This is a genomic window from Streptomyces sp. NPDC059002 (assembly GCF_042740435.1).
In the GTDB taxonomy this organism is placed as follows: domain Bacteria; phylum Actinomycetota; class Actinomycetes; order Streptomycetales; family Streptomycetaceae; genus Streptomyces.
In genome coordinates, this window is the sequence record NZ_JBHYJI010000004.1 from 231,023 (window position 1) to 256,041 (window position 25,019).

Consider the following 25,019-nt stretch of genomic DNA (forward strand, 5'->3'; position numbering starts at 1 on the left):
CCCCGAAGGCGGATCCTGGAATTACGCACGGCCTCCGCACGCACCAAGGAGGCGGACATGGCCACGCATGTACTGCACCCCGGCCCCAAGGGCCGCAGGCGTCACATCACCCTCGACGAGGATCTGCCCGTCGACCACCGGCTGAGCAAGGTCTACCGCGTCGGCGCGGGCCTGATGGGGCTCGTGCTGCTCGCCTTCGGCATCCTCGGCCTCATCGACAAGGTCGGCTTCTTCGACACCCGCGGTGACACCGTCGCCGGGCTCAACACCAACGGCGCGCTCAGCGTCCTGTCGATCGGCGTCGGCCTGCTGCTCTTCGTCGGCATGGTGATCGGCGGCAATGCCGCGTCGACGCTCAACATGGTGCTCGGCGTCGCGTTCCTGCTCAGCGGCTTCGTCAATCTCGCCCTGCTCGACAGCCGCTTCAACTTCCTGGCGTTCCGGATCCAGAACGTCCTGTTCAGCTTCGTGGTGGGCGTCCTCCTCATGACCTTCGGGATGTACGGCCGGGTCAGCGGCGGGCTGCCGCACGACAACCCGTACTGGAAGGCCCGCCACCCGGATCGGGCCCGCTGAACGGGCTGTGCGAATCTGGGCGGATGCTCGACTTCCCCGCGGCTCTCCGGGCCCGGCGTCTCGTCGCCATCGTGCGCGGCACCGACCCGGACGCCTCCTTCCGTACGGTCATGACGCTCGTCGAGTCCGGCATCCCGCTGGTCGAGGTCTCCCTCAGCGGCGCCGACGCGCTCGGCGTACTGCGCAGGGCGCGGGCCGCACTGGGCGCGGACGCCTGGCTCGGCGCGGGCACGGTCCGCACCGCGGGCGACGCGCGCCGGGCCGCCGACGCGGGCGCCAACCTGATCGTCACGCCCGGACTCGGCGCGGGCGTCGACGAGGCCGTACGCCTGGGGCTCCCGGTCCTCGGCGGCGTCCTGACGCCCACCGACGTCATCGCGGCCGAGGCGGCGGGCGTGACGGCCCTGAAGGTCTTCCCCGCATCCGCGATGGGCGGCCCCGCCTACCTGAAGGCCCTGCGCGCCCCCTTCCCCGACACGCCCTTCGTGCCGGTCGGCGGCGTCGACGCGACGGCCGCGAAGGCGTATCTGGCACTCGGCGCGGTCGCGGTGGGCGTCGGCTCCCCGCTGATCGGCGACGCGGCGGACGGCGGCGACCTGGGCGCGCTGCGCGCACGGGCCGCGGAGTTCGTGACGGTGACAGCGGCGGTACGCCGATGAGCGCGGTCCCGGTCGACGCGGGCCGCGCCATCGACGTACTCACCCTCGGCGAGACCATGGTCGCCCTGCGCGGCAGCGGCCCGCTCAAGCTGGGCGGCTCCATGGACGTGTCCGTCGCGGGCGCCGAGAGCAACGTCGCCATCGGCCTGGCCCGCCTCGGCCACACCGTCCGCTGGGCGGGCGCGGTCGGCGCCGACGAGGCCGGCGAGCTGGTCCTGCGCACGCTGCGCGCGGAGGGCGTCGACGTCAGCGCCGCCACGCGCGACCCGGCCGCGCCGACCGGCCTGATCCTCTTCGAGCCGCGGCTGCCCGAGGTGACCCGGGTGCACTACTACCGTGCGGGCAGCGCCGGTTCACGCCTGACGGCGGACGCCGTGACGGCCGCGTTCGCCTCGGCCCCGCCGCCCCGCGTCCTGCACCTGACCGGCATCACCCCGGCGCTCGGCCCCGCGCCCCTCGACGCCTGCCGCCACGCCCTGCGCCTCGCACGCGAACACGGCACCGAGGTGTGCCTCGACGTCAACTTCCGCTCCCGCCTGTGGAGCCGGGAGGCGGCCGCCGCCGAACTGCGCACGTGGCTCCCCTACGTCGACGTCCTCATCGCCTCCGACGACGAACTCCCCCTGTGCCTCCCGGAGTCCGCCCCCACCGACACCCCGGAGCGGTCCCTCATCGACGGCGGCATCCGCGAGGTCGTACTCAAACACGGCGCGGCAGGCGCCACGGCCCACACCGCGAAGCACCAACTCCACTCCCCCGCACGCGAGGTACGAGCAGTGGACCCGGTGGGCGCGGGCGACGCCTTCGTGGCTGGATACCTGTCAGCACTCCTGGACGGCTCGGACGTCCCGCACCGCCTGGACCGCGCCATCACCACAGGCGCGTTCGCGGTGGCGACCCATGGCGACTGGGAGGGCGCGCCGACGCGGTCGGAACTGGACTTGCTGGGGTCGACCCCGGGCACGGTGGTCCGCTAGGGAACGGACAGGAGGGCGACCCTATAAGGGGCGCGGGGAACTGCGCGCCCGGCCACAACCGACCCGCACCCCCAACAACACCCTCAGCCGCAGCAGCCTCCCCCACAACAGCCGCCCCCGCCACCCCCGCCGGACGGCGCAGGCGCAGACGCAGACGAAGACCCCCCAACGGCCACAGCAGACAAAAGCTTCACCGTGTCCTCATGCCCCACAGGGCACACCGCAGGCGCGGAAGACTCAGCCATCGGCCGACTCAACTCGAACGTGTCCCCACAGGACCGGCACCGAAATTCGTAACGAGGCATAGGCAAAGGCTAGCCCCGCGCCCCCGCCCCGAGGAACGCACGGAGAATCTCCTCCCCCGCGGCAACCCCCCGCTCGGGAAGAACCGTGAGCCCCGCCGCGACGAACCCCGTTTCGGCCAGCTCCCCGTGCCCGGGCCGCCAGGACCGGTCCGCCGCGAGCAGCAGATCCGCGTCGAGCAGCGAGTCCCCCGCGGCGAGGATCTCCTCGGCGCCGGTCCGCCGGGCGACCTCCCGTACCGCCGCGCTCTTGGTGAGCGGCTTCGGCACCGCGTAGATCTTGCGGCCCTGCAGCGAGACGGTCCAGCCACGCCCCTCCGCCCAGGCGGCGAGCTCCTTGACCCACTCGTCGGGCAGCAGCGAGCGCTCGACGACGAGGTAGGCGAAGAGGTCCTCGGCGACGCGTTCCTTGAGCAGCCAGGCCGGGTCGGCGGTGCGGACGAGATGCGCGCGGACCTCGTCGAGCGAGGCGCACTCGGCGGCGAGGCGGCGCGCCACCTGGGCCTGCCAGTCGGGATCGGAGACGCCGTCGACGAGGATGTGCCCGCCGTTGGCGCAGATCGCGAACTTCGGTGCGGGGCCCGGGAGATGGATGCGCCCGTACTGCTCACGGGTGCGGGTCGTGGTCGGCACGAAGACGGCCGTGCGCCCCAGCTCGTCGAGGAGCCCGGCGGCGGTCTCGGTGACGTACGACAGGGGCTTGCCCTCGTACACCTCGACGCAGAGCAGCCGCGGCGCCTCGGCGTCGGGCATGGTCAGGCCGAGCGCGGCGGCGGAGTAGATGAGGGTGCGGTCGAGGTCGCTGGCGACGAGCATGGCACTCACTTGGCGGCCACCGCCTTGCCGTCCGCGCCCGTCGCGCCGCGCGTGTACTTGGGGTGGATCAACCCGACGCAGGTGTACGGGAGTTCGGCCACTTCCTCGACGGGCACGCCGCGCTGTTCGGCGAGCAGGCGCACGTGGTCGAGGTCGGCGCCCGCGCCCTCGCGGGCCAGGATCTTCCAGGGGACGCGGCGCAGGAGCACGCGCGTCGTCTCGCCGACGCCCGGCTTGACGAGGTTCACGTCGTGGATGCCCTGCTCCTCACTGATCCGCTCGACGGCGGCCCAACCCTCCCAGGTGGGCGCCCTGTCGGCGGCGAGCACCTCCTTGACCTGCGCGTCCACCGCGTCTGCGACCTCGTCGAAGCGGCTCACGACCGCGTCGACGAACTCGCCCGACACATCGGTGCCCGCGAGTTCGCGGTAGAACTTCGCGCCGTGGAAGTCATCGGGCCCGACCAGGTCGGCGCGGAGCACGGTGCGGGAAATCAGCCCGGAGACCGTGGAGTTGAGGCAGGCGGAGGGGATGAGGAAGTCCTCGCGGGTGCCGTAGGTGCGCACGCACGAGCCGGGGTCGGCGAGCACGGCGATCTCCGGGCTGAACCCGGCGGGGCCACCGGCCTCCTCGAACTCCCGTACCGCGTCGGCCAGTTCACGCGTGATGGCGCCCTTGCCCGTCCAGCCGTCGACGAAGACGACGTCGGCCGGGTCGTGGTGGGCGGCGAGCCAGCGCAGCGCGTTGGCGTCGATGCCGCGGCCGCGCACGATGGAGACGGCGTAGTGCGGCAGGTCGAGGCCGTACCGGTGCGCGGCCCAGCGGCGCATCAGGACGCCGACGGGGGTGCCCGCGCGGGCGAGCGACACCAGGACGGGACGCGGCGACCGCTCGGCGAGCACGGTCTCGGTGACGGTGCCGACGGCCTGGGCGATACGGGCGGCGGAGGTGTCGAGCGCCGCGCGGAACAGCTCCTGGTACTGGGCGCTGGGCTGGTACTCGACGGGCAGCGACTCGGCGTAGTGCGCGCCACCGCTCTGTATCGCCTCCTCGCGCTCCTCCGTGGGCGCTTCGAGCGTCACGTCGGAGAGGTCCTGGAGCAGCCAGCCGACGTCCTCGGGCGCGTACGAGGAGAAGGCGGGGCCGCGGAGGGGCTCGGGAAGCATGGCGGGCCTTTCGGGGACGTACGAGGGGACGACGGCCAGCAGGACCTGCCCCGTGTGTGCGGAGAGCTGCGCCAACAGGCCGTCCGGCGCGTGCAGATGGGCGGTGTCCGCGACCGAGTCCACGACCACCACGACCGCGTCGAAGCCGCCGCCCGCGACGTTGTAGGCGTACCGGGTGCCGGGCCCGTCGGCCGGGTCGTCGTGCGCGGGGAAGGCGATGCGGGTGCGGATCGCGTAGCCGGGGTCGTCCACCGCGAGCACGGGCGACCGGGTCGTGGTGGAGAACCGCACATCGGCGCCGGTGCACCGCTCCAACTCCACGCCGAGCGCGAGCGGCGCGTACATGAGCTCCTCGAAGCCGAGGACGAGCACGCGGCGCGCGCCGCCGTCCAGGGCCCCGGCGATCCCGGCCGCCATGCCGGGCAGCGCCGCGTCCAGGGCCGTGCGGTGCGCGGAGGTGAAGCCGTGCCGCCCGCCGTCGGGTATCGCCGCGGGCCAGTCGAGCTCGACGCGGGTGACCCGGCCGTGCTCCTCGCGGGGCTGCGGGACGGCGGCGCTCTCGTGCTCGGCGACCAGCGCCTGCCCCTTGGCGAGGACGCCGTCGGGCAGCCGGACCGTGCCCGAGGCCGACGCGATCAGGTCGACGCGCGCGCCGATCTCGTCGGCGAAGGCGGCGAGGCGGTCCCGGTCGTCGGGCGCGCGCATGTCGACGAGCGCCACGATGACGTACCGCCCGCGCGGGAAGCGCTCGTGCAGCGCGCGGATGGTGTTGAGGACGGTGTTGCCGGTGGAGAACTCGTCGTCGACGAGGACCAGCGGGCCGTCCCCCGCGAGGAGTCCGGGGTCCTCGGGCAGCAGCAGGTGCGAGGTGGCGTGCGAGTGGGACTCCTCGAAGCCGCCCGCGCGCTCGACGCCTGCGACGGGGCGCCGGGTGGAGTGCAGGTACGGCGCGAGATCGACGCCGTCCGCGACGCAGTGGCCGAGGCCCGTGGCGGTCTCCGCGTAGCCGAGGACGACGGCGCGCCGGGCCTCGTCGTCGCCGAGCAGCTCCCGCACCCGGACGCCGAGGTCGTGCCCGGCCGCGTACACGACGGAGGGCCGCTGCGGGACGTGCTTGCCCAGGACGTTCGACACCAGGAGGTGCGCCCGCTTGGGGTTGCGGCGCAGCGCGAGCCCGAGGAGGCCGCGCAGCCCCTCGTCACCGTCGAGCCCGACCCCGAGCCGCTCGGCCACCCAGGTCCCCGACCACACCGCGTCTTCAGTCACGTACGTCATGTTCCTCATGTTCGATCAGCCGGGGATCCCGGCGGTTCTGCCGGGCGGACCGGCGGTTCAACCGGGGATCCCGGCCGCGAGCAGCTCCACGAAGCCGACGTCCTCCTTGGCGACGCCGAAGACCTCGGCGCGCCGCAGGGTCCGCTCGGCCCAGGCGCGGTGCGGCTTCACCTCGTTCATCTTGTTCGTGTACGAGGAGCGCAGGACGCCGCCCCCGCACCGCTCCGGGCGCAGGATGTCCTCGGCGTCGCTGAACTCCTCGTGGCTGACCACGGAGAGCGCGTGCACGGGCAGGACGTGGGAGGGGTGGATGCAGGTCTTGCCGAGCAGGCCGTTGGCCCGGTCGAGCTCGATCTCGCGGAGCAGCCCGTCCATGTCGTGCTCGATGAGCGCCTGCCGCAGCTCGTCGGCCCGGCCCTCCAGGAAGGGGCTGCGGCGCAGCTGCGGCTTGAACATCCGCTCCTGCACCCGGAAGTACTCCCACACGGGCCCCGTCACCGTGTAGCCCGTGCCGTCGGCCCTGCCGAGGACGTTCACCACGTCGGCGATGACGGACGCGACGATCTGCACGTCGTACGCGGTCATGTCCGGCGGCCTGCGCAGGCCGTACGCCGAGCAGAAGTCGGTGACGCCCAGGCGCAGGGCGAGGACCCGGTCGCGGTACTTGTCGACGGTGCGGGCGATCCCGGCGAGGGTCTCGGCGCGGCTCTCCAGATGCAGCAGCTCGGGCGATTCCAGGACGGGCATCGCGAAGAGCCCGCGCTCCTGCGGCGCGGCACTCTCCGCCTCGGCGAGCGCCTCGAGGAAGGGCACGCCCCGCTCCTCGGTGAATTTGGGCAGTACGAATCCGGACAACAACCGGATGTCGGGGCCGAGCCTGCCGGCCAGGTCGGCGATCTGCTCGGCGGCCCGCACCCGGATGAAGAGCAAGGGCGGCTCCACACCGCGTTCCGCCAGGTCGGCGAATTGCCGGACCAGATTCTCCTCGGCGTCGGCGACGTCCGCGTCGTCGATGGAGTCCTCCAGGCAGAGCACCATGGAGGTCACTCCGCGCCCGGCCTGCTTCAGGATGTCGTCGGCGAGCTTGGGACGGGTCGCGGGGCTGTAGAGCGTGCCGCCGAGGGCGGGCGCGAGCAGGTGGGGCGGGGAGTCCGCGGTGAAGGCACACGGCTCCCGGTGGAAGAGGCGCTGTCGCACCTCTGGGGCGATGTGCCCGAAATGGCGCATGAGATTCCCTTGCTATCGCCTGTTTCGTCGACTCGGCCCGACGTGATGTGGCCGGTAATAGTACGTAGAGACGCCTGTCCGGGGTTCCCTCCGGGCATGAATTTCAGGTAACCCGGCCATGTCACACACGCAGAGCACACAACCGTCGCACGCCCACACCACCCGCAGGTCAGGCGCCTGCCGACGCGACCGGGGCCTTGGGGGCCCCGCGTTGTCCCGTCGGGGCGGGGGAAGGCAGGATGATCGCATGACGCACGCGATGCTGAAGGGGTCGAACGTCCCGCTCGAAGCCACGGCGGTCCGCGCCGTGCTGCGCTGGGCCCCCGGCCAGGGCGTCCCCGACGTCGACGCGTCCGCGCTGCTCCTCGGCGGCGACGGCCGGGTGCGGTCCGACGAGGACTTCGTCTTCTACAACCAGCCGCGTCACCCCGCGGGCAAGGTCTGGCGGCTCGGCAAGAAGCGCGTGGCCGAGGGCCTGACCGACACGATCCAGACGGATCTGGCCGGCATGGACCCGGCCGTGAGCCGGGTGCTCCTGGCCGCGTCGGCGGAGGGCGTCTCCTTCGACCGCGTCCCCGCGCTGCGGATCCTGCTGTACGACGCGTCGGTCGCCGACGGCGAGCCGCTCGCGTACTTCGACATCTCGCCGCAGACCGGCGAGGAGACCGCGCTGATCTGCGGGGAGCTCTACCGCCGCGGCGACGGCTGGAAGTTCCGGGCCCTCGGCGAGGGGTACTCCAACGGCCTGGAGGGTCTGGCGTCGGACTTCGGGATCTCCGTGGACGACACGGATTCCGCCGGGTCCGAGCCGCCGCCCGTCGCGTCGTTCCCGCTGCCGCCGCAGCAGCCCACGCACCAGCCGTCGATGGCCCAGCCCGCCCCGCAGACGGCCCCTCAGCCCGCGTACGGCTATCCGCCGGCGCCACCCCGGCATCCGGCGCCCCAGCCCGCCTACGGCTACCCTCCGGCGGCACCCACGCAGCCCACGCCGGTCGCGTCGGCGCCGCCGGTCGCCCAGCCGTCGTACGGCTATCCGCAGCCGGTGGCCCCGATGCCGGACCCGAACTTCCGGCTGCCGCCGCAGGGGCCGCAGTTCCTGTCCCGCTGAGGCGGCTCAGCCCACCTTCGACTTGTAGCCCCTGCCCCACTGCAGGCCCCAGCCGTACAGCCGGTCCAGCTCGGCCTGGAAGCCGTAGACGAACTTCACCTCGCGGCGCACCATCAGCTCGCCCTTGACGTTCTCGATGGAGACCACGGCGCAGGAGCGGGCCTGCGGCTGGCGCTCGTCCAGGTCGATCTCGATCCGCGGGCCGTTGCTGGGGTACAGCGTGACCTTGGCGTGCGTGCGGTCGAAGGCGGGCGTCTGGTCGTAGATGTAGACGAAGATCAGCAGCCGCTTGATCGCCTCGCGGTGGTCGAGGTTGACGTAGAGCGTCTCGCCCGACCCCGAACCGAACCGGTCGTCGCCGCTGCCCTTCACGTACGGCGGGGAGTTGAGGCTCCCGAAGAAGTGGCCCAGCGGCTGCACCACGCCCTTGTCGCCGTCGGTCAGTTCGTACAGACAGCCGAGGTCGAGGTCGACGTTGACCATGCTCTGGGTGTGCGCCTGGACCGGCTCGGGCCGGAACATCTGGAAAGGGTGCCGCAGCAGACCGCCGCCGCGCTGCTTGCCGATGAGGTCGGAGGTGCGCATCTGCCAGGAGAGGTTGACGCGCAGGTTGCCGCTGGCCGCGCCCTGTTTGTTGAGCGAGACCGTCGGGTGTCGTTTGGTCAGTTCGATGGAGTTGGTCGCGGCGCTGCCCGATTCGTAGTCCATCGAACGTCCACGCCACAGACCGTCCCAGAAGGACATGCCGCCCCCAAGTGCCCTTGTGCCACGTACGGATACGGGCCCTGTGCCCCGTACGAATACCGACGGGGCGGCCATGAGGACCTCTCCTCGACGGCCGCCCCGAACAGAGCGTTCCTCACCCCGGCCGCTGTCACACTCCGGAAGCCGGAACCGGACAGCTCGGTGCGGGAATCAGACAGTGTCAGACCCCGGACGAGACCTCAGCCTTCTCGCCCGAGCTCGCTTTTCCCTCGGCCGCCGCCAGCGCACGGTTGCGGCGCACGGACGAGAAGAAGGACCAGGCGATCAGCAGGACGCCGACCGAGCCCGTGATGACCTCGTGGATCTCGTACTGGATGGTGACGAGGAGGATCACGGCGAGGGCGCCGATCGCGTAGTGCGCGCCGTGCTCCAGGTAGACGTAGTCGTCGAGGGTGCCCTGGCGGACCAGGTAGACGGTGAGCGACCGGACGTACATGGCGCCGATGCCGAGGCCGAGCGCCATCAGGACGATGTCGTTGGTGATCGCGAAGGCACCGATGACGCCGTCGAAGGAGAACGACGCGTCGAGGACCTCGAGGTAGAGGAACATGAAGAACGCGGCCTTGCCCGCCATCGCGACAGCAGGAACCTTCTTGCCGCTCTTCTTGGCCGCTTCCTCCTCCTCGTGCTCGCGCTCCTCCTCTTCCTCCAGCTTGTTCTCGAAGTAGCCGGAGAGTCCGCCCACCACGAGATAGGTGATCAGGCCCGCGATGCCGGAGATGAGGACCGTCTGCGCCTTGTCGACGTGGACGCCGCCGTGCTGGTGGGCGTTGGTCGCGAAGGTCATCGCGGTGACGAGCAGGACGATGAGCGCGATGCAGACCGACAGCATGTCGACCTTGCCGAGCTTGGCGAGCGGGCGCTCGATCCAGCCCAGCCACTTGATGTCCCGGTCCTCGAAGATGAAGTCGAGGAAGATCATCAGCAGGAACATGCCGCCGAAGGCAGCGATCGACGGGTGGGCGTCGGTGACCAGCTGCTGGTACTGGTCCTTGTCGTCGAACGCGAGCTTGACGGCCTCGATCGGGCCGATCTTGGCACTGATGGCCACGATCACGACGGGGAAGACAAGACGCATGCCGAAGACCGCGATGAGCACACCGATGGTGAGGAAGATCTTCTGCCAGAAGGCATTCATCTTCTTCAGGATTCCGGCGTTGACCACCGCGTTGTCGAACGACACCGAGATCTCGAGGATGGACAGGATCGCCACGATGCCGAAGCCTGTCCACCCCCCGTAGAGCACCGCGGCGACCAAGCCGAGCGCGGTGACCGCGAACGACCAGCCGAAGGTTTTCAGAAGCACTGGCTACCCAATCCTGTGTGTACGGGCTCCCGTTTAGCGGTCTCCCCCGCGGCGGTCCCCTGCTTTACGAAACGTTGACCCCGAAGTCTAGAGCGATGCCGCGCAGTCCCGACGCGTACCCCTGCCCGACCGCACGGAACTTCCACTCTCCCCCGTAGCGGTACACCTCGCCGAAGATCATGGCGGTCTCCGTGGAGGCGTCCTCACTCAGGTCGTAGCGCGCGAGCTCCTGGCCGTCCGCCTGGTTCACCACGCGGATGAACGCGTTGCTGACCTGGCCGAATGTCTGGCCGCGGTTGTCCGCCTCATGGATCGAGACGGGGAAGATGATCTTGTCGCAGTTGGCCGGCACCTTGGAGAGGTCGATCAGGAGCGACTCGTCGTCGCCGTCGCCCTCACCGGTGAGGTTGTCCCCGGTGTGTTCGACGGAGCCGTCCGGGCTCTTCAGGTTGTTGTAGAAGACGAACCACTCGTCGCCGAGCACCCTGCCCGCGTTGCACAGCAGCGCGCTGGCATCGAGGTCGAAGGGGGCGCCGGTGGTGGAGCGCGCGTCCCAGCCGAGCCCGACAAGGACCTGGGTGAGATTCGGTGCGGCCTTGGAGAGGGAGACATTGCCTCCCTTGGCGAGCGTGACGCCCATGTTGATGGTCCTCCCCGAGGTGACGAGAGCAGAGTTCCCATGGTGCAGGGTGCCGAGGCCCGCACGGCGGGCCGGGGCCCGAGGGTGACGGGAACTGGCGGGTGAGCGCGTCCGGCGCCGCACTCGTGTGGGTGCGGCGCCGGACGACGGGCAAAGGGGTGTACTCGGCTCAGACGTTGACGCCGAAGTCCTGCGCGATGCCGCGCAGGCCCGAGGCGTAGCCCTGGCCGACCGCGCGGAACTTCCACTCCGCGCCGTGGCGGTACAGCTCGCCGAAGACCATGGCGGTTTCCGTCGAGGCGTCCTCGGAGAGGTCGTAACGGGCGATCTCCGCGCCGCCCGCCTGGTTCACGACGCGGATGAACGCGTTGCGCACCTGGCCGAACGACTGCTGGCGGTTCTCGGCGTCGTAGATCGAGACCGGGAACACGATCTTCTCGACATCGGCCGGCACCGCGGCCAGGTCGACCTTGATCGCCTCGTCGTCGCCCTCGCCCTCACCGGTGGTGTTGTCACCGGTGTGCTCGACGGAGCCGTCGGGGCTCTTCAGGTTGTTGAAGAACACGAAGTTGCTGTCATTGCTGACCTTGCCCTCCGCGTTCGTCAGGATCGCGCTGGCATCCAGGTCGAAGTCCGTGCCGGTGGTGGTGCGCACATCCCAGCCGAGGCCGACCAGGACTGCGGTCAGGCCCGGCGCCTCCTTGCTCAGAGATACGTTGCCGCCCTTGCTGAGGCTGACTCCCACGAGTCCTCCCAATTGGTGTCCAGGGGCGGGGAGCCCCAAGCGTTGCGTTGCCATCGGATCAACGACTGGATCCTAGTGACCGGTTCCCGGCAGCCACAGGCTCTGCACCCGAAGAATCACAGGGTGTCGAGCGCCTTGACGTACTCGTTCAGGTCACGGGCGTCGGGCAGGCCGTTGACGACGCTCCAGCGCACGACGCCCTCCTTGTCGATGATGAAGGTGCCGCGCACCGCGCAGCCCTTCTCCTCGTCGAAGACGCCGTACGCGCGCGAGACCTCGCCGTGCGGCCAGAAGTCGGAGACCAGCGGGTACTCCAGGCCCTCCTGCTCGGCGAAGACGCGCAGGGTGTGGATGGAGTCGTTGGAGACGGCGAGCAGCTGGGTGTCGTCGTTGACGAACTTCGGCAGTTCGTCGCGGAGCGCGCAGAGCTCGCCGGTGCACACGCCGGTGAACGCGAACGGGTAGAAGAGCAGCACCACGTTCTTCTCGCCGCGGAAGTCGGAGAGCTTCACGGAACGGCCGTGGTTGTCCTTCAGCTCGAATTCCGGCGCCTTGGTGCCGACCTCGATCGCCATGAGTACGCATCCCTTCGACGGAGCCCCTCGGATGGGGCTGTTCGGGTGATACCCACCCTACGTCCGCCCCTGGACCCGCCGATCAAGGCACACGTATGCCTGAGGCCTCCGTGACGGGAATCCGTCACGGAGGCCTCAGGAGCGCCCGAAGGGGCGCGGGGAACTGCGCGACCAGCCACAGCCGACCCGCAGATCACATCCCCGCCCCACCCAGCGGAGCGCTATCGCTTCTTCGCCGCCGCCTTGGGCGTGAGCAGGCGGCTGCCGCTCCAGTCCTTGCCGGCGTTGATGCTCTTGGTCTGGGACAGACCCGCGGTGGTGGCCGCCTCACCGATGTCGCTCGGCTCGACGTAACCCTCCCGACCGGTCTTCGGAGTCAGCAGCAGGATCGAGCCGCCCTCCTCCATGTACGCGATGGCATCCACCAGCGCATCAGTCAGGTCCCCGTCGTCCTCACGGAACCAGAGCACCACGGCGTCAGCCACGTCGTCGTAGTCCTCGTCGACGAGCTCGGAGCCGATGGTCTCTTCGATGACCTCGCGGAGCTCCTGATCGACGTCGTCGTCGTAGCCGATCTCCTGGACCACCTGGTCGGGCTGGAAACCAAGCCTTACGGCCAGGTTCGTCTCCGCGTGGTCCGCGGTCGCGCTCACGGATTGCCTCCTGATCATGTTTTTGGGAATGCCTGTCAGCCACGCGCGTGCGCGGGGCGTTGGCCGTAGTCCACACGGGCGGGGCGGATCGCGCAAGTACCCGGCCGCCGAGACCGCCGAAACGGTGACGTTCCCGACCGTGTCGCCGCAACTGTCGCCTCATCCGTACGAGACCGAACGGCTCTGCGAAGCGGCTAGGCAGGATGGGCGTATCGTTGCGATTTGGCCGAGCCTACCCCAGGGTCACCGGATCACCGTCTCGGTTACCTATCGGTAGAGATGACGTTTCCGCCCCCGCGGTCCACGATGGGGGAACGGTGCACGGCCAGGCAGAACCCAGGCGAAGGCCCTCAACAGCGAAGGAACAGCGTGGCTTCCGGATCCGATCGCAACCCGATCATCATTGGCGGCCTGCCGAGTCAGGTCCCGGACTTCGATCCCGAAGAGACCCAGGAGTGGCTTGACTCCCTCGACGCCGCGGTCGACGAACGCGGTCGCGAGCGGGCCCGCTACCTGATGCTCCGGCTGATCGAACGCGCACGTGAGAAGCGCGTCGCCGTGCCCGAGATGCGCAGTACGGACTACGTCAACACGATCGCCACCAAGGACGAGCCGTTCTTCCCCGGAAACGAGGAGATCGAGCGCAAGGTCCTGAACGCGACCCGCTGGAACGCCGCGGTGATGGTCTCCCGCGCCCAGCGCCCCGGTATCGGGGTCGGCGGTCACATCGCCACCTTCGCCTCCTCCGCCTCGCTCTACGACGTGGGCTTCAACCACTTCTTCCGGGGCAAGGACGAGGGCGACGGCGGCGACCAGATCTTCTTCCAGGGACACGCGTCCCCCGGCATCTACGCCCGCGCCTTCCTCCTCGACCGGCTCTCCGAGCAGCAGCTCGACGCGTTCCGCCAGGAGAAGTCCAAGGCGCCCAACGGCCTCTCGTCGTACCCCCACCCGCGCCTCATGCCGGACTTCTGGGAGTTCCCGACCGTCTCCATGGGCCTCGGCCCGCTCGGCGCGATCTTCCAGGCCCGGATGAACCGCTACATGGAGGCGCGCGACATCGCGGACACCTCCAAGTCGCACGTCTGGGCGTTCCTCGGCGACGGCGAGATGGACGAGCCCGAGTCCCTCGGCCAGCTCTCCATCGCCGCCCGCGAGGGCCTGGACAACCTCACCTTCGTCGTCAACTGCAACCTGCAGCGCCTGGACGGCCCGGTGCGCGGCAACGGCAAGATCATCCAGGAGCTGGAGTCGCAGTTCCGCGGCGCCGGATGGAACGTCATCAAGCTGGTCTGGGACCGGAGTTGGGACCCGCTGCTCGCGCAGGACCGCGACGGCATCCTGGTCAACAAGCTCAACACCACGCCCGACGGCCAGTTCCAGACGTACGCCACCGAGACCGGCTCGTACATCCGCGACCACTTCTTCGGCGACGACCACCGGCTGCGCGCCATGGTCGAGGGCATGACCGACGACCAGATCCTGCACCTGGGCCGCGGCGGTCACGACCACAAGAAGATCTTCGCGGCGTTCTCGGCGGCCAAGGCCCACAAGGGCCAGCCGACCGTGATCCTCGCCCAGACGGTCAAGGGCTGGACCCTCGGCCCGAACTTCGAGGGCCGCAACGCCACGCACCAGATGAAGAAGCTGACGGTCGACGATCTCAAGGGCTTCCGCGACCGGCTGCACATCCCGATCACGGACAAGCAGCTGGAGGACGGCGCCCCGCCCTACTACCACCCGGGCCGGAACTCCGAAGAGATCCAGTACATGCACGACCGCCGCAAGGGCCTGGGCGGTTACGTCCCGACCCGCGTGGTGCGCTCGAAGCCGCTGCAGCTCCCCGAGGACAAGACGTACGCGACCGCGAAGAAGGGTTCGGGCCAGCAGTCGATCGCCACCACCATGGCGTTCGTCCGCATCCTGAAGGACCTCATGCGGGACAAGGAGATCGGCAAGCGCTTCGTGCTGATCGCCCCCGACGAGTACCGCACCTTCGGCATGGACGCGTTCTTCCCGAGCGCGAAGATCTACAACCCGCTCGGCCAGCAGTACGAGGCCGTGGACCGCGATCTGCTCCTCGCCTACAAGGAGTCGCCGACGGGCCAGATGCTGCACGACGGCATCTCGGAGGCAGGCTGCACGGCGTCCCTCATCGCCGCGGGGTCGGCCTACGCCACGCACGGCGAGCCCCTGATCCCGGTGTACGTCTTCTACTCGATGTTCGGTTTCCAGCGCACCGGCGACCAGTTCTGGCAGATGGCCGACCAGCTCGCGCGCGGTTTCGTCCTGGGCGCGACCGCCGGACGCACGACGCTGACCGGCGAGGGCCTGCAGCACGCCGACGGCCACTCCCAGCTGCTCGCCTCGACCAACCCCGGCTGTGTCGCCTACGACCCCGCCTTCGGCTACGAGATCGCGCACATCGTCAAGGACGGCCTGCGCCGGATGTACGGCCCCGACAGCGAGGACGTCTTCTACTACCTCACCGTCTACAACGAGCCGATCCAGCACCCGGCCGAGCCCGCCGACGTGGACGTCGACGGCATCCTCAAGGGCATCTACCGCTTCAAGTCCGGTGAGCAGGGCGCCATTCCTGCCCAGATCCTCGCGTCCGGTGTGGCGGTGCCGTGGGCGGTCGAGGCCCAGCAGATCCTCGCCACGGAGTGGAACGTCAAGGCGGACGTCTGGTCGGCGACCTCCTGGAACGAGCTGCGCCGCGAGGCCGTCGACGTGGAGCGCCACAACCTCCTGCACCCCGAGGAGGAGCAGCGCGTCCCGTACGTCACCCAGAAGCTCTCCGGCGCCGAGGGTCCGTTCGTGGCCGTCTCCGACTGGATGCGGAGCGTCCCCGACCAGATCTCCCGCTGGGTGCCCGGCACGTACCAGTCGCTCGGCGCCGACGGCTTCGGCTTCGCCGACACCCGCGGTGCGGCCCGCCGCTTCTTCCACATCGACGCACAGTCGATCGTGGTCGGCGTGCTGACCGAACTGGCCCGCGAGGGCAAGGTCGACCGCTCCGTCCTGAAGCAGGCGATCGACCGCTACCAGCTCCTCGACGTCACCGCCGCCGACCCCGGCGCGGCCGGAGGCGACGCGTAGCACATCTCCCCCTGAGGGCGGCGGACCACGGTCCCGTCGCCCTCAGGCGTTTTCTACGATGCGCCCATGAAGGAACAACCGGCACAGATTCGCTGGGAGCGCCGCACCCAACGCCCGCTCCTCGCGCTCGCGGTGGCATTCGCCGTCGCCTACGCCGTGCCGATCGTGATGCCCGGGGCAAGCAGGGCCGTGACGAGGACCTGCACGGTGGTGGAGTGGTTCGTCTGGGGTTCGTTCGCCCTCGACTACCTCGTACGCCTCCTCCTGACCGATCACCGCAGACAGTTCGTCCGTACCCACTGGCTCGACCTGTTCGCCGTGATCCTTCCGATGCTGCAGCCGCTGCGGTTGCTGCGGCTGGTCTCCACGCTGTTGCTCGTCGGCCGACGGGCCCGGATGGCGTCACAGATAAAGCTGACGACGTATGTCGCGGGCTCGGTGGTGGGCCTGTTGATGTTCGGTTCCCTTGCGGTGCTCTCGGTGGAGCGGGAGTCACCGAACGGGAACATCAAGACACTTGGCGACGCGGTGTGGTGGTCCTTCACCACGATGACGACCGTCGGCTACGGCGATCACGCGCCCACGACCGGGCTCGGCCGGGTGCTCGCGGTCGGCCTGATGCTGTCGGGCATCGCGCTCCTCGGTGTCGTCACCGCGAACATCGCGGCCTGGTTCATCTCCCGCTTCGAGAAGGACGACGTCGAGGAGCGGCGTCAGACGGCCGCGATCGAGGCGCTGACGGCCGAGGTGCAGGCGCTGCGCGCCCAGGTGACGGCCCTTTCGGGTGCGATGGAGCCGGGTGCGGTGCCCCGGCCCGTGGCCGCCGAGGGCGCTGTCACGGGGACAGAGGCCCTCGGCGGGACGGGGGCGCCCTGATCCGGCGTCCTGCCCCGGTTGTTCGCGATGTCCCGGCGTCCGCAGTCCTGCCCCTGGCCGGGGCGGTTCCGGCCCGGGGTCAGAGCATGCCGCTCGTCGAGGTCGCGCCGGCTATCCATATGAGCGCGAGGGCCGTGTCGATCGTGCCCAGGACGAGGGCGACGAGGGCCGGCACCGGGCGGGCGCCGGTCCAGCTGCGGCCCATGCCGAGCCAGCCGCAGACGATCGCCAGGGGGCCGAGGATGATCCCCAGCACGAAGAATCCGGCGATCGCGCAGATGACTCCGACGATTCCGAGCGTCGCGCGGTCCGGCCCATCCCCAAGCTCTCGACTCCGCTCGAGCAGGGGAGACCCCATTCGTGACCACGTACGGCCACGTGAGCGGGGGTGCTTGCGCGTGGTGTGTCCGAAGCCCGCCATCATCACTCCTTCGAGTCGGCCCGTTCGGGCTCGGCTCCGCGAGTACCCCCGATCGGCTTTCCCAGACCCATTCAGCTCTCCCAGACCTTGAAGGCCCTTACGCGGTAAGGGGATTCGGGCGCCCAGGTGCCGCTGCCCGGGTAGGTGTTGAACTCGCCGGTCTCGGCACACTCCGCGGACTGGTACGTGGTGACGGGTCGGCCCGTGCGGTTCGCGAGAGCCTCCGCGCTGCCCCCCTCCGGCAGCGCGACGCAGCTCTCGATGTCGATGCCCGCGAGCTCATAGACGTGCCGGGAGCCGTGGAACCCCGCCTTCTCCCAGAGGCAGAGCTCGCCCGGCCCGCATCCGGCGAGTGTCGGCGGGGCGGTGGCCCCGGCGTGCGCGGGTGTCAGGATCAGCGCGGCCAGTGCGATGGCCGTGACGGTCGTGAGGGACGTGACGGATGTGGGCATGGTCGTACGCATCTGGTTCAACCCCCGTGTCGTATGGCTCAGTTGTCCGCGTCGTGCGGATCGCCATGTCTGCACTCTGGACCTGCCGACCGTGCCATCGGAAGGGGTACGAATGTGCGTCACCCGGATAGGCGAAAACCCCCCAGGTTGCCCCTGAGGGGTCTTCCCTGACTTGCGGCCGTCCGCATGCGACTGTCCGGCGAATTCGGGGCGAACAGAACCTACCGGGGCAGACGGGATCTATCCGGGCGGACAGGGCCTAGATGTGCCCGACGCCCGCGCCCGCGTCGGCGTTGGCGCCCTTCTTCGTCAGCACGGCGACGAAGGCCGCGACGACGGCGACGACACCGGCGACGGTGAAGGCGAGGCCCATGCCCGACATGAACGTGTCGTGGACCGTGTCCGTGATCTTGGCGAGGATGCCCTGGTTCATGTTCGGGGCCTTGGCGACCTGCTCGGGCACCGCGCCGATCGCGGCGGCCTTCTCCAGACCGGGCGGCGGTGCGTCCGGCAGCCCGGAGTCCTTCCAGTTGCCCGCCAGGTCGGCATTGACCTTGTTGGACATGACGGCGCCGAGGACCGCGGTGCCGAGACTGCCTCCGACCTGCATGCCCGCCTGCTGCAGGCCGCCCGCGACGCCGGACAGCTCAAGCGGCGCGTTGCCCACGATGACCTCGGTGGCGCCGACCATGACCGGGGCGAGGCCGAGACCGAGGAGGGCGAACCAGATCGACATCTCCAGCGTGCCGGTCCCGGTCGTCATGGTGGTCATGCCGAACATCGCGACGGCCGTGAGCACCATGCCGCCCACCAGCGGCACCCGCGGGCCGAACTTCGTGATCAGCGCGCCCGCGATCGGCGACGAGACGATCATCATGGCCGTCAGCGGCAGCAGATGGAGCCCGCTGTCGACCGGGCTCATGTTGTGCACGTTCTGCAGGTAGAAGGTGACGAAGAACAGCCCGCCCATGAAGGCGAAGGCCATCAGGACCATCAGCACCGTGCCCGCGGAGAGCGGCACGGAGCGGAAGAGGCCCAGCGGAATGAGCGGCTCCTTGACCTTGGTCTCCCAGACGGCGAAGAGCACGAAGAGTACGACGGCGGCGCCCAGGAACGCCCAGGTCTTGCCGCTGCCCCAGCCCCAGGAGTCACCGGCCTTGATGAGCGCCCAGATGAGGGAGAACATCGCGCCGGAGAGCAGCAGGATGCCCGGGATGTCGAAGGACCGCGGGGCGTTCTCCGCGCGGTGATCCTTGAGGATCACAAGGCCGAAGACCAGGGCGATGACGCCGACCGGCACGTTGATGAAGAACACCGACTGCCAGCTGACGTGCTCGACCAGCACACCACCGAGGATCGGGCCGCCCGCGGTGGAGGCACCGATGACCATGCCCCAGATACCGATGGCCATGTTCAGCTTCTCGGCGGGGAAGGTGGCCCGCAGCAGACCGAGCGCGGCCGGCATCAGCAGCGCGCCGAACAGGCCCTGGAGCACGCGGAAGGCGATGACCAGGGACACGCTGCCGGAGACACCGATGGCGCCGGAGGCGACGGCGAAGCCGATGACGCCTATGAGGAACGTCTGACGGTGGCCGAAGCGGTCACCGAGCTTGCCCGCCGTGATGAGCGCGACGGCCAGCGCGAGGAGGTAGCCGTTGGTGATCCACTGGACGTCCGCGAGCGAGGCGCCGAGATCCTTCTGAATGGCCGGGTTGGCGATCGCCACGATGGTGCCGTCCAGGGCGACCATCATCACGCCGATCGCGACGGAGAAGAGCGTCAGCCAGGGGTGGCCGCGCAGCCCCTTGGCCGGGGCCGGAGCGGACGCGGGCTCCGGCGCCTTGTCCGCCTTGTCGACGGTGGTCTGACTAGTCATGACGCGAGGCTAATGACAGCGACTGACAGTTGACAAACCATTTCACAAGTCGGTAGCTGTCACGTAGCTCACAGGTATGGTGAGCTGGCTAAACAGGCGGAAAGAGGGCCATGGCGTGAAGACCGAGCAGCGAGCAGCGGACCCCGCGGAACCGCGGCCGGAGGCCTCCGAGGACACATCGGGCGAGCCCCCCAGGCCGGGACTGCGCGAGCGCAAGAAGCAGCGCACCCGGGACGCGCTGCTGCGCGCGGCTCTCGAACTCTTCACCACCAAGGGGTACGAGGAGACGACCGTCGACGAGATCGCCGAGGCCGTCGACGTCTCCCAGCGCACGTTCTTCAGGCACTTCGCCAACAAGGAGGATGCCGCCTTCGCCGTGCAGCACATGGTGGAGGCGCGATTCGTCCAGGCACTGCGCGAACGCCCCGCCGACGAGGCGCCGTTCGTGGCGATGCGGGGTGCCGTGCTCGGCACCTGGGAGGCGATGAGCCGGTCCATCGAGGAGGTCGTTCCGGTCGAACTCCACATGCGCACCTATCAGATGATCGAGTCGACCCCCTCCTTGCTCGCGATCCATCTGCGTCGCTCGATCGAGACGGAGGAGGAGATCGCGCACCTGATCGCCGAACGCGAGGGACTCGACATCGACGCCGATCCGCGTCCGCGCGTGGCAGTGGCCGCGTTCGGCGGCGTCATGCGGGTCACGGGGCGGCTGTGGGGCGCGGGCGAGGACTTCAGCGTGGAGTCGATCCGCGTACTCACGGAGCAGTATCTCGACCGCCTGGGTCCCGCGTTGGCGGAGAACTGGCGTACGCAGTAGCCGCACGCGGCACAGACTCCAGGTCGCCGGAGAAGGTCCAACCCCCGGAATTCACGCGTACGTTGAGCAGCATCACGCACACTGACAGTCACTCCCACCCCTGTCGCGCCGCGCGCACGCGCCGCCCACGGAGCGTGATGGCGCCACACAGGATGCGCCCGCTTTGCCTCAATTACCCCTCCAGAAACGTGATCTGCCTCACGCGATGCACGGTAGGCAGCACGGTTCTCCTAGGGTGTTCCGCAGTGACTTCCTTCGACTCATCCCCCCAACTCAGCGCATGGCGCGCTCTGCTCGCGCTCGCCGTCGTGTTCGTCATGCTGGCGACCACCGGCTGGACTGCCGTGCGCCACAACAGAGGTGGCGCGTCTCCTCTTGAAGCCGCGCTCTCCGCATGGGAGCGAGGGAGCATAGACGGGCACGCGCTGCCCGATCCGGACGCCCCCGCAGGCCGCCTCGCGACGTTCTACGCGTCGCTCGACACCCAGCAGCGCAACCGGCTCGCCGCTCGCTATCCCCTTGCGGTCGGCAACATGAACGGTGCGCCCGCCACGCTGCGCTACCGCGCGAACCGCATCGCTCTGGGGCAGGCCCGCAAGATCGAGCACAAGCGCATGCACGACAAACGCCTCTCGCCCCTGGGGCAGCAGGAGGCGGAGCGCAGGATGAAGCGGTTCGGGGTCATGATGCGCCCCGGACGGCAGGTCATCGCCTTCGACCCCATGGGCTCGGGACGCATGGCCGAGGTCTTCGGAGACCTCGACAAGGCCCAGCGGGTCTCCGTCGTGGTGCCCGGTGTCGACACGAACGTGCTGACCTTCGAGCGGACGTTCCGCAAGTACTCGGCTCCGGTGGGCATGGCGAAGGCCCTCTACCAGGCGGAGCGCAAGGCCAGTCCACGCGCGCGTACCGCCGTGATCGCCTGGGCCGACTACACCGCGCCCATCGGCATCGGCGTGGACGCGGCCACGGCCATGCGCGCCGAGGACGGGGCCGTGCGCCTCGACTCCATGGTGCGGGGCCTCCCGGGGCGCACGCCCGTAGCGCTGTACTGCCACAGCTACGGCTCCGTGGTGTGCGGTGTGGCGGCGCGCCGGCTGCCCTCCCGGGTCACCGACATCACGGTCGCGGGCAGCCCCGGCATGCGCGCCGACAAGGCGGGGCAGTTGGGTACGGGGGCCCGGATCTGGGCCACCCGGGACAGCGACGACTGGATTCAGGATGTGCCGTACATGGAGGTCGGCGGGATCGGCCACGGTGCCGACCCGGTGTCCGGCGGGTTCGGCGCGAGGGTGCTGTCCGCGACGGGCGCGGCAGGCCACACGGGCTACTTCGAGCCGGGCACGGAGAGCCTGCGCAACTTCGCCGAGATCGGCACCGGCGCGTACCACGGAGTGCGGTGCGCGAGCGGGGACGCTGCCTGCCGGAAGGGTATTTCCGGCACGGTGGCGGCCTGACGCGCGTAGAAATCGATGAAACAGCGGCCCGCCGCAGGAGGGACGGAGGCGCGCGTGCCGCCTACGATGAGCCGCATGGGTGACGTACTGGCCGGATTTCATGCCGCCTGGGAGTTCGAGTCCGACTCCGTGCTCATCCGCTTCGAACGGGGAATCCGCACACCGAGGCTCTTCCAGACACTCGGTGAACGGCGTATCCCGCATGAAGCGATCGCGGCGGTGACACTGTCCCCGGGGAAGCGCGGGACCGTCGTTCTGCATGCCGTGCCGAGACCGGGCGCCGATCCTCTGATGGAGGCCGCGGCGGGCCAGCTCAAGGACGGCTGCGACCCGTACCGCCTGGTGCTGCCCGCCGAGCGGGAGACGCTCGCCGAGTACTACGCGGACGAGCTGCGGGCGCAGATCACGACGGACGACAGCAGGCCGGCCGACCGCTATCTGGTGGCAGCGCCCGAGGCTCCCCTGCAGTTCAAGGCGTACGACGGGAAGGCGTCCTTCGACGGCAAGCTGGTGTCCTTCCGGTGGTTCTGGACGGGTGCATCGTCGGCGAAGTGGAAGGCCGGCGACCAGAGCTTCCCGATCACGGACCTGTGCGGCGTCGAGTGGCGCTCCCCGGAGGTCTTCGAGGGCCATCTGCGCCTGCTGCGCCGCGAGAGCCCCGTGGCACAGCCCGGGCAGGCCGACCAGGATCCGGCGGCCGTGGTCTTCGGGCTCGGTTACGGCCCGGTCCACGAGTCGCTGCCGTTCGCCGCCTCGGTGCTCGCGGCGGTGCGGGCCTCGGGCCCCGCGGCCCTGACGCCCGAGGGCGCGGGCGCCGCGGCACCGGCCGTCCGGCGCGATCCGGCGGACATCGCCGAGCGCATCAGACACCTGGGCGAGCTGCACCAGTCGGGCCTGATCACGGACGAGGAATTCACGGCGAAGAAGGCCGAGCTGCTCGCGGAGCTGTGAGTTCACCGTCACGGCAGGTACCCGCGGGGCCCTGGGTGATACCTGGGTATGAGGTGCGGTCCAGCTCCCCGGTATGACGGCACGAGGGAGGCTTCACGCCTACGCTGATCAGGCCATGAGCAGCACAACGACACCACCTGACAAAGGCCCCGCCCCCGATCCGGGGGGACGCGGGGCCGCCCTGCGGCGTACGACCGCGGCGATCATCGACGGCCTGCGGGCGTCCGGAGCCTCACTCGCGACGCCCACCGGTTCGACCGAGCCGCTGCTCGGCCGCGCGCCCAAACGCTGGGTGCGGATGCTGCCCTATGTGATCGCGCTGTGTTTCATCGTCGTCCTCATACCGGTCACCGTCCAGGTCCTCACCCACGACTACGGCGTGAACGGCGGCCTGGCCGGCGGCCTGGCGGTCGCCCAGACCGCACCCCTGCTCCTCGCGGTCACCCGGCCGCTCCCCGCGTGGTGGATCGTGATCGTCGCGGACATCTGCGGGGCGATCACGACGCTCGCCACGGACTCCAGCCGCCCCCAGCCCTGGACCCCCATGATCATCGTGGGGTACATGGTCCTGTGCTGTGCGCTGTCCCTGCGGGAGAGCCGCCGCACCCTCCTCGGCATCTGGCTGGTCACCGTGGTCGCCGGGCTCGTGCTCGGCTCGTTCAGCGGGGAAGGCAGCCAGGACACCAGTGTGCTGCTGATCGTGCTCAGCGGTGCCACGCTGCTGCTCGGCGCACTGATGCGCGAGCGCGGCGATGCCCGGCGCAGGCTCGTCGAGCAGGAGACCATCAGCGAGGCCGAGCGCGCCCAGCGCACACTCCTTGAGGAACGGGCCCGTATCGCCCGGGAGTTGCACGACGTCGTCGCCCACCACATGTCGGTGATCACGATCCAGGCGGACTCCGCGCCCTACCGGCTCAACGACCTTCCGGACGCGGCGCGCGAGGAGTTCGGCAGCATAGCGGCGAGCGCCCGGGAGTCCCTCACGGAGATGCGCCGCCTGCTCGCGGTGCTGCGCAGCGAGGGCGCGGACGGCGAGCGTGCGCCCCAGCCCGGACTCGACCGCCTGCCACACCTGGTGGACGCCACGGTGCGGGCGGGGATACCGATCGAGCTGTCCCGGCCCGAACTGGCGCTGCTCACCCACCTGGCCAAGGTGACACCGGCCGTCGACCTGTCCGCGTACCGCATCGTGCAGGAAGCCCTGTCGAATGTGATGCGGCACGCGCCGGGCGCACGCACCGAGATCATGCTCGACCTCGATGACGAGTACCTGCTGATCCTCGTGGTCAACGGCCCGTCCAAGGCGCCGCCCTCCCCCCTGGAGAGCAGCGGCACGGGGCACGGACTCGTCGGCATGCGCGAACGCGTACGGTTGGTCGGCGGCACGGTCGACGTCGGACCGCTGCCCGGCGGCGGCTTCCGCGTGGCCGCCCGACTCCCGCTTCTCCCAAAGGATTCCGGCAGCGCATGACCATCCGCGTGATCATCGTCGACGACCAGGCCATGGTGCGGGCGGGATTCGCCGCCCTGTTGGCGGCGCAGAGCGACATCGACGTCGTGGGCGAGGCGCCGAACGGCAGACTGGGTGTCGAGGTCAGCAGGAACACCCATCCCGATGTCGTCCTGATGGACGTCCGCATGCCGGAGATGGACGGACTCTCCGCGGCCCGCGCCCTGTTGGACCCGCCGCCGGGAGTGGTGCACCTGCCGAAGGTCCTCATGCTCACCACGTTCGACGTGGACGACTATGTGTACGACGCGCTGCGCGCCGGAGCGTCCGGCTTCCTGCTCAAGGACGCGCCGCCCGCCGATCTGATCTCCGCCGTACGCGTGGTGGCTTCCGGCGAGGCGCTGCTCGCCCCTTCGGTGACCCGCCGTCTGATCGCGGACTTCGCCAAGCAGCGGCAGGCGCCCCGCTCCGACCAGTCGCTCCGGCTGAACGGCCTGACGCCGCGTGAGACCGAGGTATTGGTCCTGATCGCGCGCGGCCTGTCCAACCAGGAGATCGCCGAGCGGCTTGTCCTCGCCGAGCAGACGGTGAAGACCCACATCGGCCGTGTGCTGAACAAGCTCGACCTGCGCGACCGCGCCCAGGCCGTGATCTTCGCCTATGAGTCGGGCCTGGTCACGCCCGGCGAGCAGTAGCCCACCCCCTACCTCGGTATCACCACCGCATACCCCGGTATCACCTGAGAGTTGGCTCCTCGGTGTGACGTGCCGCCGGACACCGTCTTCCTACTTTTCGCTTCGTCAAGCCACAGCGCACCACGAAGC

At 69.9% G+C, this 25,019-nt stretch carries 24 protein-coding genes; 11 read left to right on the forward strand and 13 right to left on the reverse strand.

The features are described from left to right. Window positions 1–57: 57 nt before the first annotated feature. From ACFWZ2_RS06450 to ACFWZ2_RS06460, 3 genes are read left to right on the forward strand one after another with little or no spacing between them, the layout of a single operon-like run. Window positions 58–576: a DUF4383 domain-containing protein gene (locus ACFWZ2_RS06450; protein ID WP_384542677.1), complete on the forward strand. Its 519-nt coding sequence runs from the start codon at window positions 58–60 to the stop codon at window positions 574–576. Window positions 577–599: 23 nt separating this feature from the next. Further along, window positions 600–1,235 (forward strand): bifunctional 4-hydroxy-2-oxoglutarate aldolase/2-dehydro-3-deoxy-phosphogluconate aldolase, encoded by a 636-nt coding sequence (locus tag ACFWZ2_RS06455; protein WP_384542679.1) that lies wholly within the window; start codon window positions 600–602, stop codon window positions 1,233–1,235. Next, window positions 1,232–2,212, forward strand: a complete 981-nt coding sequence (locus ACFWZ2_RS06460) for a sugar kinase (protein WP_384542682.1) — start codon at window positions 1,232–1,234, stop codon at window positions 2,210–2,212. The genes ACFWZ2_RS06455 and ACFWZ2_RS06460 overlap by 4 nt, the downstream gene beginning before the upstream one ends. Window positions 2,213–2,295: 83 nt before the next feature. Here the strand turns inward: ACFWZ2_RS06460 and ACFWZ2_RS06465 are convergent, their stop codons facing one another. From ACFWZ2_RS06465 to ACFWZ2_RS06480, 4 genes are read right to left on the reverse strand one after another with little or no spacing between them, the layout of a single operon-like run. Continuing rightward, the gene (locus tag ACFWZ2_RS06465) at window positions 2,296–2,517 is read right to left on the reverse strand and encodes a zinc ribbon domain-containing protein (protein ID WP_384542685.1); all 222 of its coding nucleotides are present in this window, start codon (window positions 2,515–2,517) and stop codon (window positions 2,296–2,298) included. A gap of 9 nt (window positions 2,518–2,526) precedes the next feature. Next, entirely contained in the window at window positions 2,527–3,330 is an 804-nt protein-coding gene (locus ACFWZ2_RS06470) for an HAD family hydrolase (RefSeq protein ID WP_384542789.1), read from the reverse strand. 5 nt (window positions 3,331–3,335) lie between these two features. Further along, window positions 3,336–5,771 (reverse strand): phosphoribosyltransferase, encoded by a 2,436-nt coding sequence (locus tag ACFWZ2_RS06475; protein ID WP_384542687.1) that lies wholly within the window; start codon window positions 5,769–5,771, stop codon window positions 3,336–3,338. 57 nt (window positions 5,772–5,828) lie between these two features. Further along, complete coding sequence (locus ACFWZ2_RS06480) at window positions 5,829–6,998, reverse strand: HpcH/HpaI aldolase/citrate lyase family protein (protein ID WP_384542690.1); 1,170 nt, start codon at window positions 6,996–6,998, stop codon at window positions 5,829–5,831. Window positions 6,999–7,245: 247 nt separating this feature from the next. Between ACFWZ2_RS06480 and ACFWZ2_RS06485 the strand changes: the two genes are divergently transcribed. Beyond that, window positions 7,246–8,106, forward strand: a complete 861-nt coding sequence (locus tag ACFWZ2_RS06485) for a TerD family protein (RefSeq protein ID WP_384542693.1) — start codon at window positions 7,246–7,248, stop codon at window positions 8,104–8,106. 6 nt (window positions 8,107–8,112) lie between these two features. Here ACFWZ2_RS06485 and ACFWZ2_RS06490 read toward each other — a convergent pair whose 3' ends face one another. The 6 genes from ACFWZ2_RS06490 to ACFWZ2_RS06515 form a co-directional block, all read right to left on the reverse strand. Then, window positions 8,113–8,850 carry a Tellurium resistance gene (locus ACFWZ2_RS06490; RefSeq protein WP_384542696.1) on the reverse strand — a complete coding sequence of 246 codons (738 nt, stop codon included), beginning with the start codon at window positions 8,848–8,850 and terminating at the stop codon, window positions 8,113–8,115. 181 nt (window positions 8,851–9,031) lie between these two features. Next, window positions 9,032–10,177, reverse strand: a complete 1,146-nt coding sequence (locus tag ACFWZ2_RS06495) for a DUF475 domain-containing protein (protein ID WP_384542699.1) — start codon at window positions 10,175–10,177, stop codon at window positions 9,032–9,034. A 64-nt stretch (window positions 10,178–10,241) separates the two neighbouring features. Beyond that, the gene (locus ACFWZ2_RS06500) at window positions 10,242–10,817 is read right to left on the reverse strand and encodes a TerD family protein (RefSeq protein WP_384542702.1); all 576 of its coding nucleotides are present in this window, start codon (window positions 10,815–10,817) and stop codon (window positions 10,242–10,244) included. A 169-nt stretch (window positions 10,818–10,986) separates the two neighbouring features. After that, a complete protein-coding gene (locus ACFWZ2_RS06505) occupies window positions 10,987–11,562 on the reverse strand; it encodes a TerD family protein (RefSeq protein ID WP_384259652.1) in 576 nt (191 codons plus the stop codon). A 116-nt stretch (window positions 11,563–11,678) separates the two neighbouring features. Beyond that, window positions 11,679–12,137, reverse strand: coding sequence for a peroxiredoxin (locus tag ACFWZ2_RS06510; protein WP_384542705.1), 459 nt, complete (start codon window positions 12,135–12,137; stop codon window positions 11,679–11,681). A 221-nt stretch (window positions 12,138–12,358) separates the two neighbouring features. Next, complete coding sequence (locus tag ACFWZ2_RS06515; RefSeq protein ID WP_384542708.1) at window positions 12,359–12,790, reverse strand: DUF3052 domain-containing protein; 432 nt, start codon at window positions 12,788–12,790, stop codon at window positions 12,359–12,361. 369 nt (window positions 12,791–13,159) lie between these two features. Between ACFWZ2_RS06515 and aceE the strand changes: the two genes are divergently transcribed. Continuing rightward, window positions 13,160–15,892 carry a pyruvate dehydrogenase (acetyl-transferring), homodimeric type gene (gene aceE / locus ACFWZ2_RS06520; RefSeq protein ID WP_384542710.1) on the forward strand — a complete coding sequence of 911 codons (2,733 nt, stop codon included), beginning with the start codon at window positions 13,160–13,162 and terminating at the stop codon, window positions 15,890–15,892. Between the two features lie 66 nt (window positions 15,893–15,958). Then, entirely contained in the window at window positions 15,959–16,768 is an 810-nt protein-coding gene (locus ACFWZ2_RS06525) for a potassium channel family protein (RefSeq protein ID WP_384542712.1), read from the forward strand. Window positions 16,769–16,847: 79 nt separating this feature from the next. On the opposite strand, the gene ACFWZ2_RS06530 is transcribed toward ACFWZ2_RS06525, so the two are convergent. From ACFWZ2_RS06530 to ACFWZ2_RS06540, 3 genes are all read right to left on the reverse strand, one after another. After that, window positions 16,848–17,192: a small hydrophobic protein gene (locus tag ACFWZ2_RS06530; protein WP_384542714.1), complete on the reverse strand. Its 345-nt coding sequence runs from the start codon at window positions 17,190–17,192 to the stop codon at window positions 16,848–16,850. 68 nt (window positions 17,193–17,260) lie between these two features. After that, the gene (locus ACFWZ2_RS06535; protein WP_384542717.1) at window positions 17,261–17,641 is read right to left on the reverse strand and encodes a peptidase inhibitor family I36 protein; all 381 of its coding nucleotides are present in this window, start codon (window positions 17,639–17,641) and stop codon (window positions 17,261–17,263) included. Between the two features lie 259 nt (window positions 17,642–17,900). Beyond that, on the reverse strand, window positions 17,901–19,517 hold the full coding sequence (locus tag ACFWZ2_RS06540) for an MFS transporter (protein ID WP_384542719.1): 1,617 nt from the start codon (window positions 19,515–19,517) through the stop codon (window positions 17,901–17,903). Between the two features lie 202 nt (window positions 19,518–19,719). Between ACFWZ2_RS06540 and ACFWZ2_RS06545 the strand changes: the two genes are divergently transcribed. The 5 genes from ACFWZ2_RS06545 (at window position 19,720) to ACFWZ2_RS06565 (ending at window position 24,890) form a co-directional block, all read left to right on the forward strand. Next, the gene (locus ACFWZ2_RS06545; protein WP_384542791.1) at window positions 19,720–20,337 is read left to right on the forward strand and encodes a TetR/AcrR family transcriptional regulator; all 618 of its coding nucleotides are present in this window, start codon (window positions 19,720–19,722) and stop codon (window positions 20,335–20,337) included. Between the two features lie 245 nt (window positions 20,338–20,582). Then, window positions 20,583–21,794 (forward strand): alpha/beta hydrolase, encoded by a 1,212-nt coding sequence (locus ACFWZ2_RS06550; protein ID WP_384542722.1) that lies wholly within the window; start codon window positions 20,583–20,585, stop codon window positions 21,792–21,794. 75 nt (window positions 21,795–21,869) lie between these two features. Next, window positions 21,870–22,745: a DUF4429 domain-containing protein gene (locus ACFWZ2_RS06555; RefSeq protein ID WP_384542724.1), complete on the forward strand. Its 876-nt coding sequence runs from the start codon at window positions 21,870–21,872 to the stop codon at window positions 22,743–22,745. Between the two features lie 115 nt (window positions 22,746–22,860). Continuing rightward, entirely contained in the window at window positions 22,861–24,216 is a 1,356-nt protein-coding gene (locus ACFWZ2_RS06560; RefSeq protein ID WP_384542727.1) for a sensor histidine kinase, read from the forward strand. After that, window positions 24,213–24,890, forward strand: a complete 678-nt coding sequence (locus ACFWZ2_RS06565) for a response regulator (protein WP_384542730.1) — start codon at window positions 24,213–24,215, stop codon at window positions 24,888–24,890. The genes ACFWZ2_RS06560 and ACFWZ2_RS06565 overlap by 4 nt, the downstream gene beginning before the upstream one ends. Window positions 24,891–25,019 lie beyond the last annotated feature (129 nt).

Coding starts and splice junctions, on each gene's coding strand:
- ACFWZ2_RS06450 (WP_384542677.1), top strand. CDS start 58: ATGGCCACGCATGTACTGCACCCCGGCCCCAAGGGCCGCAGGCGTCAC.
- ACFWZ2_RS06455 (WP_384542679.1), top strand. CDS start 600: ATGCTCGACTTCCCCGCGGCTCTCCGGGCCCGGCGTCTCGTCGCCATC.
- ACFWZ2_RS06460 (WP_384542682.1), top strand. CDS start 1,232: ATGAGCGCGGTCCCGGTCGACGCGGGCCGCGCCATCGACGTACTCACC.
- ACFWZ2_RS06465 (WP_384542685.1), bottom strand. CDS start 2,517: ATGCCTCGTTACGAATTTCGGTGCCGGTCCTGTGGGGACACGTTCGAG.
- ACFWZ2_RS06470 (WP_384542789.1), bottom strand. CDS start 3,330: ATGCTCGTCGCCAGCGACCTCGACCGCACCCTCATCTACTCCGCCGCC.
- ACFWZ2_RS06475 (WP_384542687.1), bottom strand. CDS start 5,771: ATGACGTACGTGACTGAAGACGCGGTGTGGTCGGGGACCTGGGTGGCC.
- ACFWZ2_RS06480 (WP_384542690.1), bottom strand. CDS start 6,998: ATGCGCCATTTCGGGCACATCGCCCCAGAGGTGCGACAGCGCCTCTTC.
- ACFWZ2_RS06485 (WP_384542693.1), top strand. CDS start 7,246: ATGACGCACGCGATGCTGAAGGGGTCGAACGTCCCGCTCGAAGCCACG.
- ACFWZ2_RS06490 (WP_384542696.1), bottom strand. CDS start 8,850: ATGTCCTTCTGGGACGGTCTGTGGCGTGGACGTTCGATGGACTACGAA.
- ACFWZ2_RS06500 (WP_384542702.1), bottom strand. CDS start 10,817: ATGGGCGTCACGCTCGCCAAGGGAGGCAATGTCTCCCTCTCCAAGGCC.
- ACFWZ2_RS06510 (WP_384542705.1), bottom strand. CDS start 12,137: ATGGCGATCGAGGTCGGCACCAAGGCGCCGGAATTCGAGCTGAAGGAC.
- ACFWZ2_RS06525 (WP_384542712.1), top strand. CDS start 15,959: ATGAAGGAACAACCGGCACAGATTCGCTGGGAGCGCCGCACCCAACGC.
- ACFWZ2_RS06530 (WP_384542714.1), bottom strand. CDS start 17,192: ATGATGGCGGGCTTCGGACACACCACGCGCAAGCACCCCCGCTCACGT.
- ACFWZ2_RS06535 (WP_384542717.1), bottom strand. CDS start 17,641: ATGCCCACATCCGTCACGTCCCTCACGACCGTCACGGCCATCGCACTG.
- ACFWZ2_RS06540 (WP_384542719.1), bottom strand. CDS start 19,517: ATGACTAGTCAGACCACCGTCGACAAGGCGGACAAGGCGCCGGAGCCC.
- ACFWZ2_RS06555 (WP_384542724.1), top strand. CDS start 21,870: ATGGGTGACGTACTGGCCGGATTTCATGCCGCCTGGGAGTTCGAGTCC.
- ACFWZ2_RS06560 (WP_384542727.1), top strand. CDS start 22,861: ATGAGCAGCACAACGACACCACCTGACAAAGGCCCCGCCCCCGATCCG.
- ACFWZ2_RS06565 (WP_384542730.1), top strand. CDS start 24,213: ATGACCATCCGCGTGATCATCGTCGACGACCAGGCCATGGTGCGGGCG.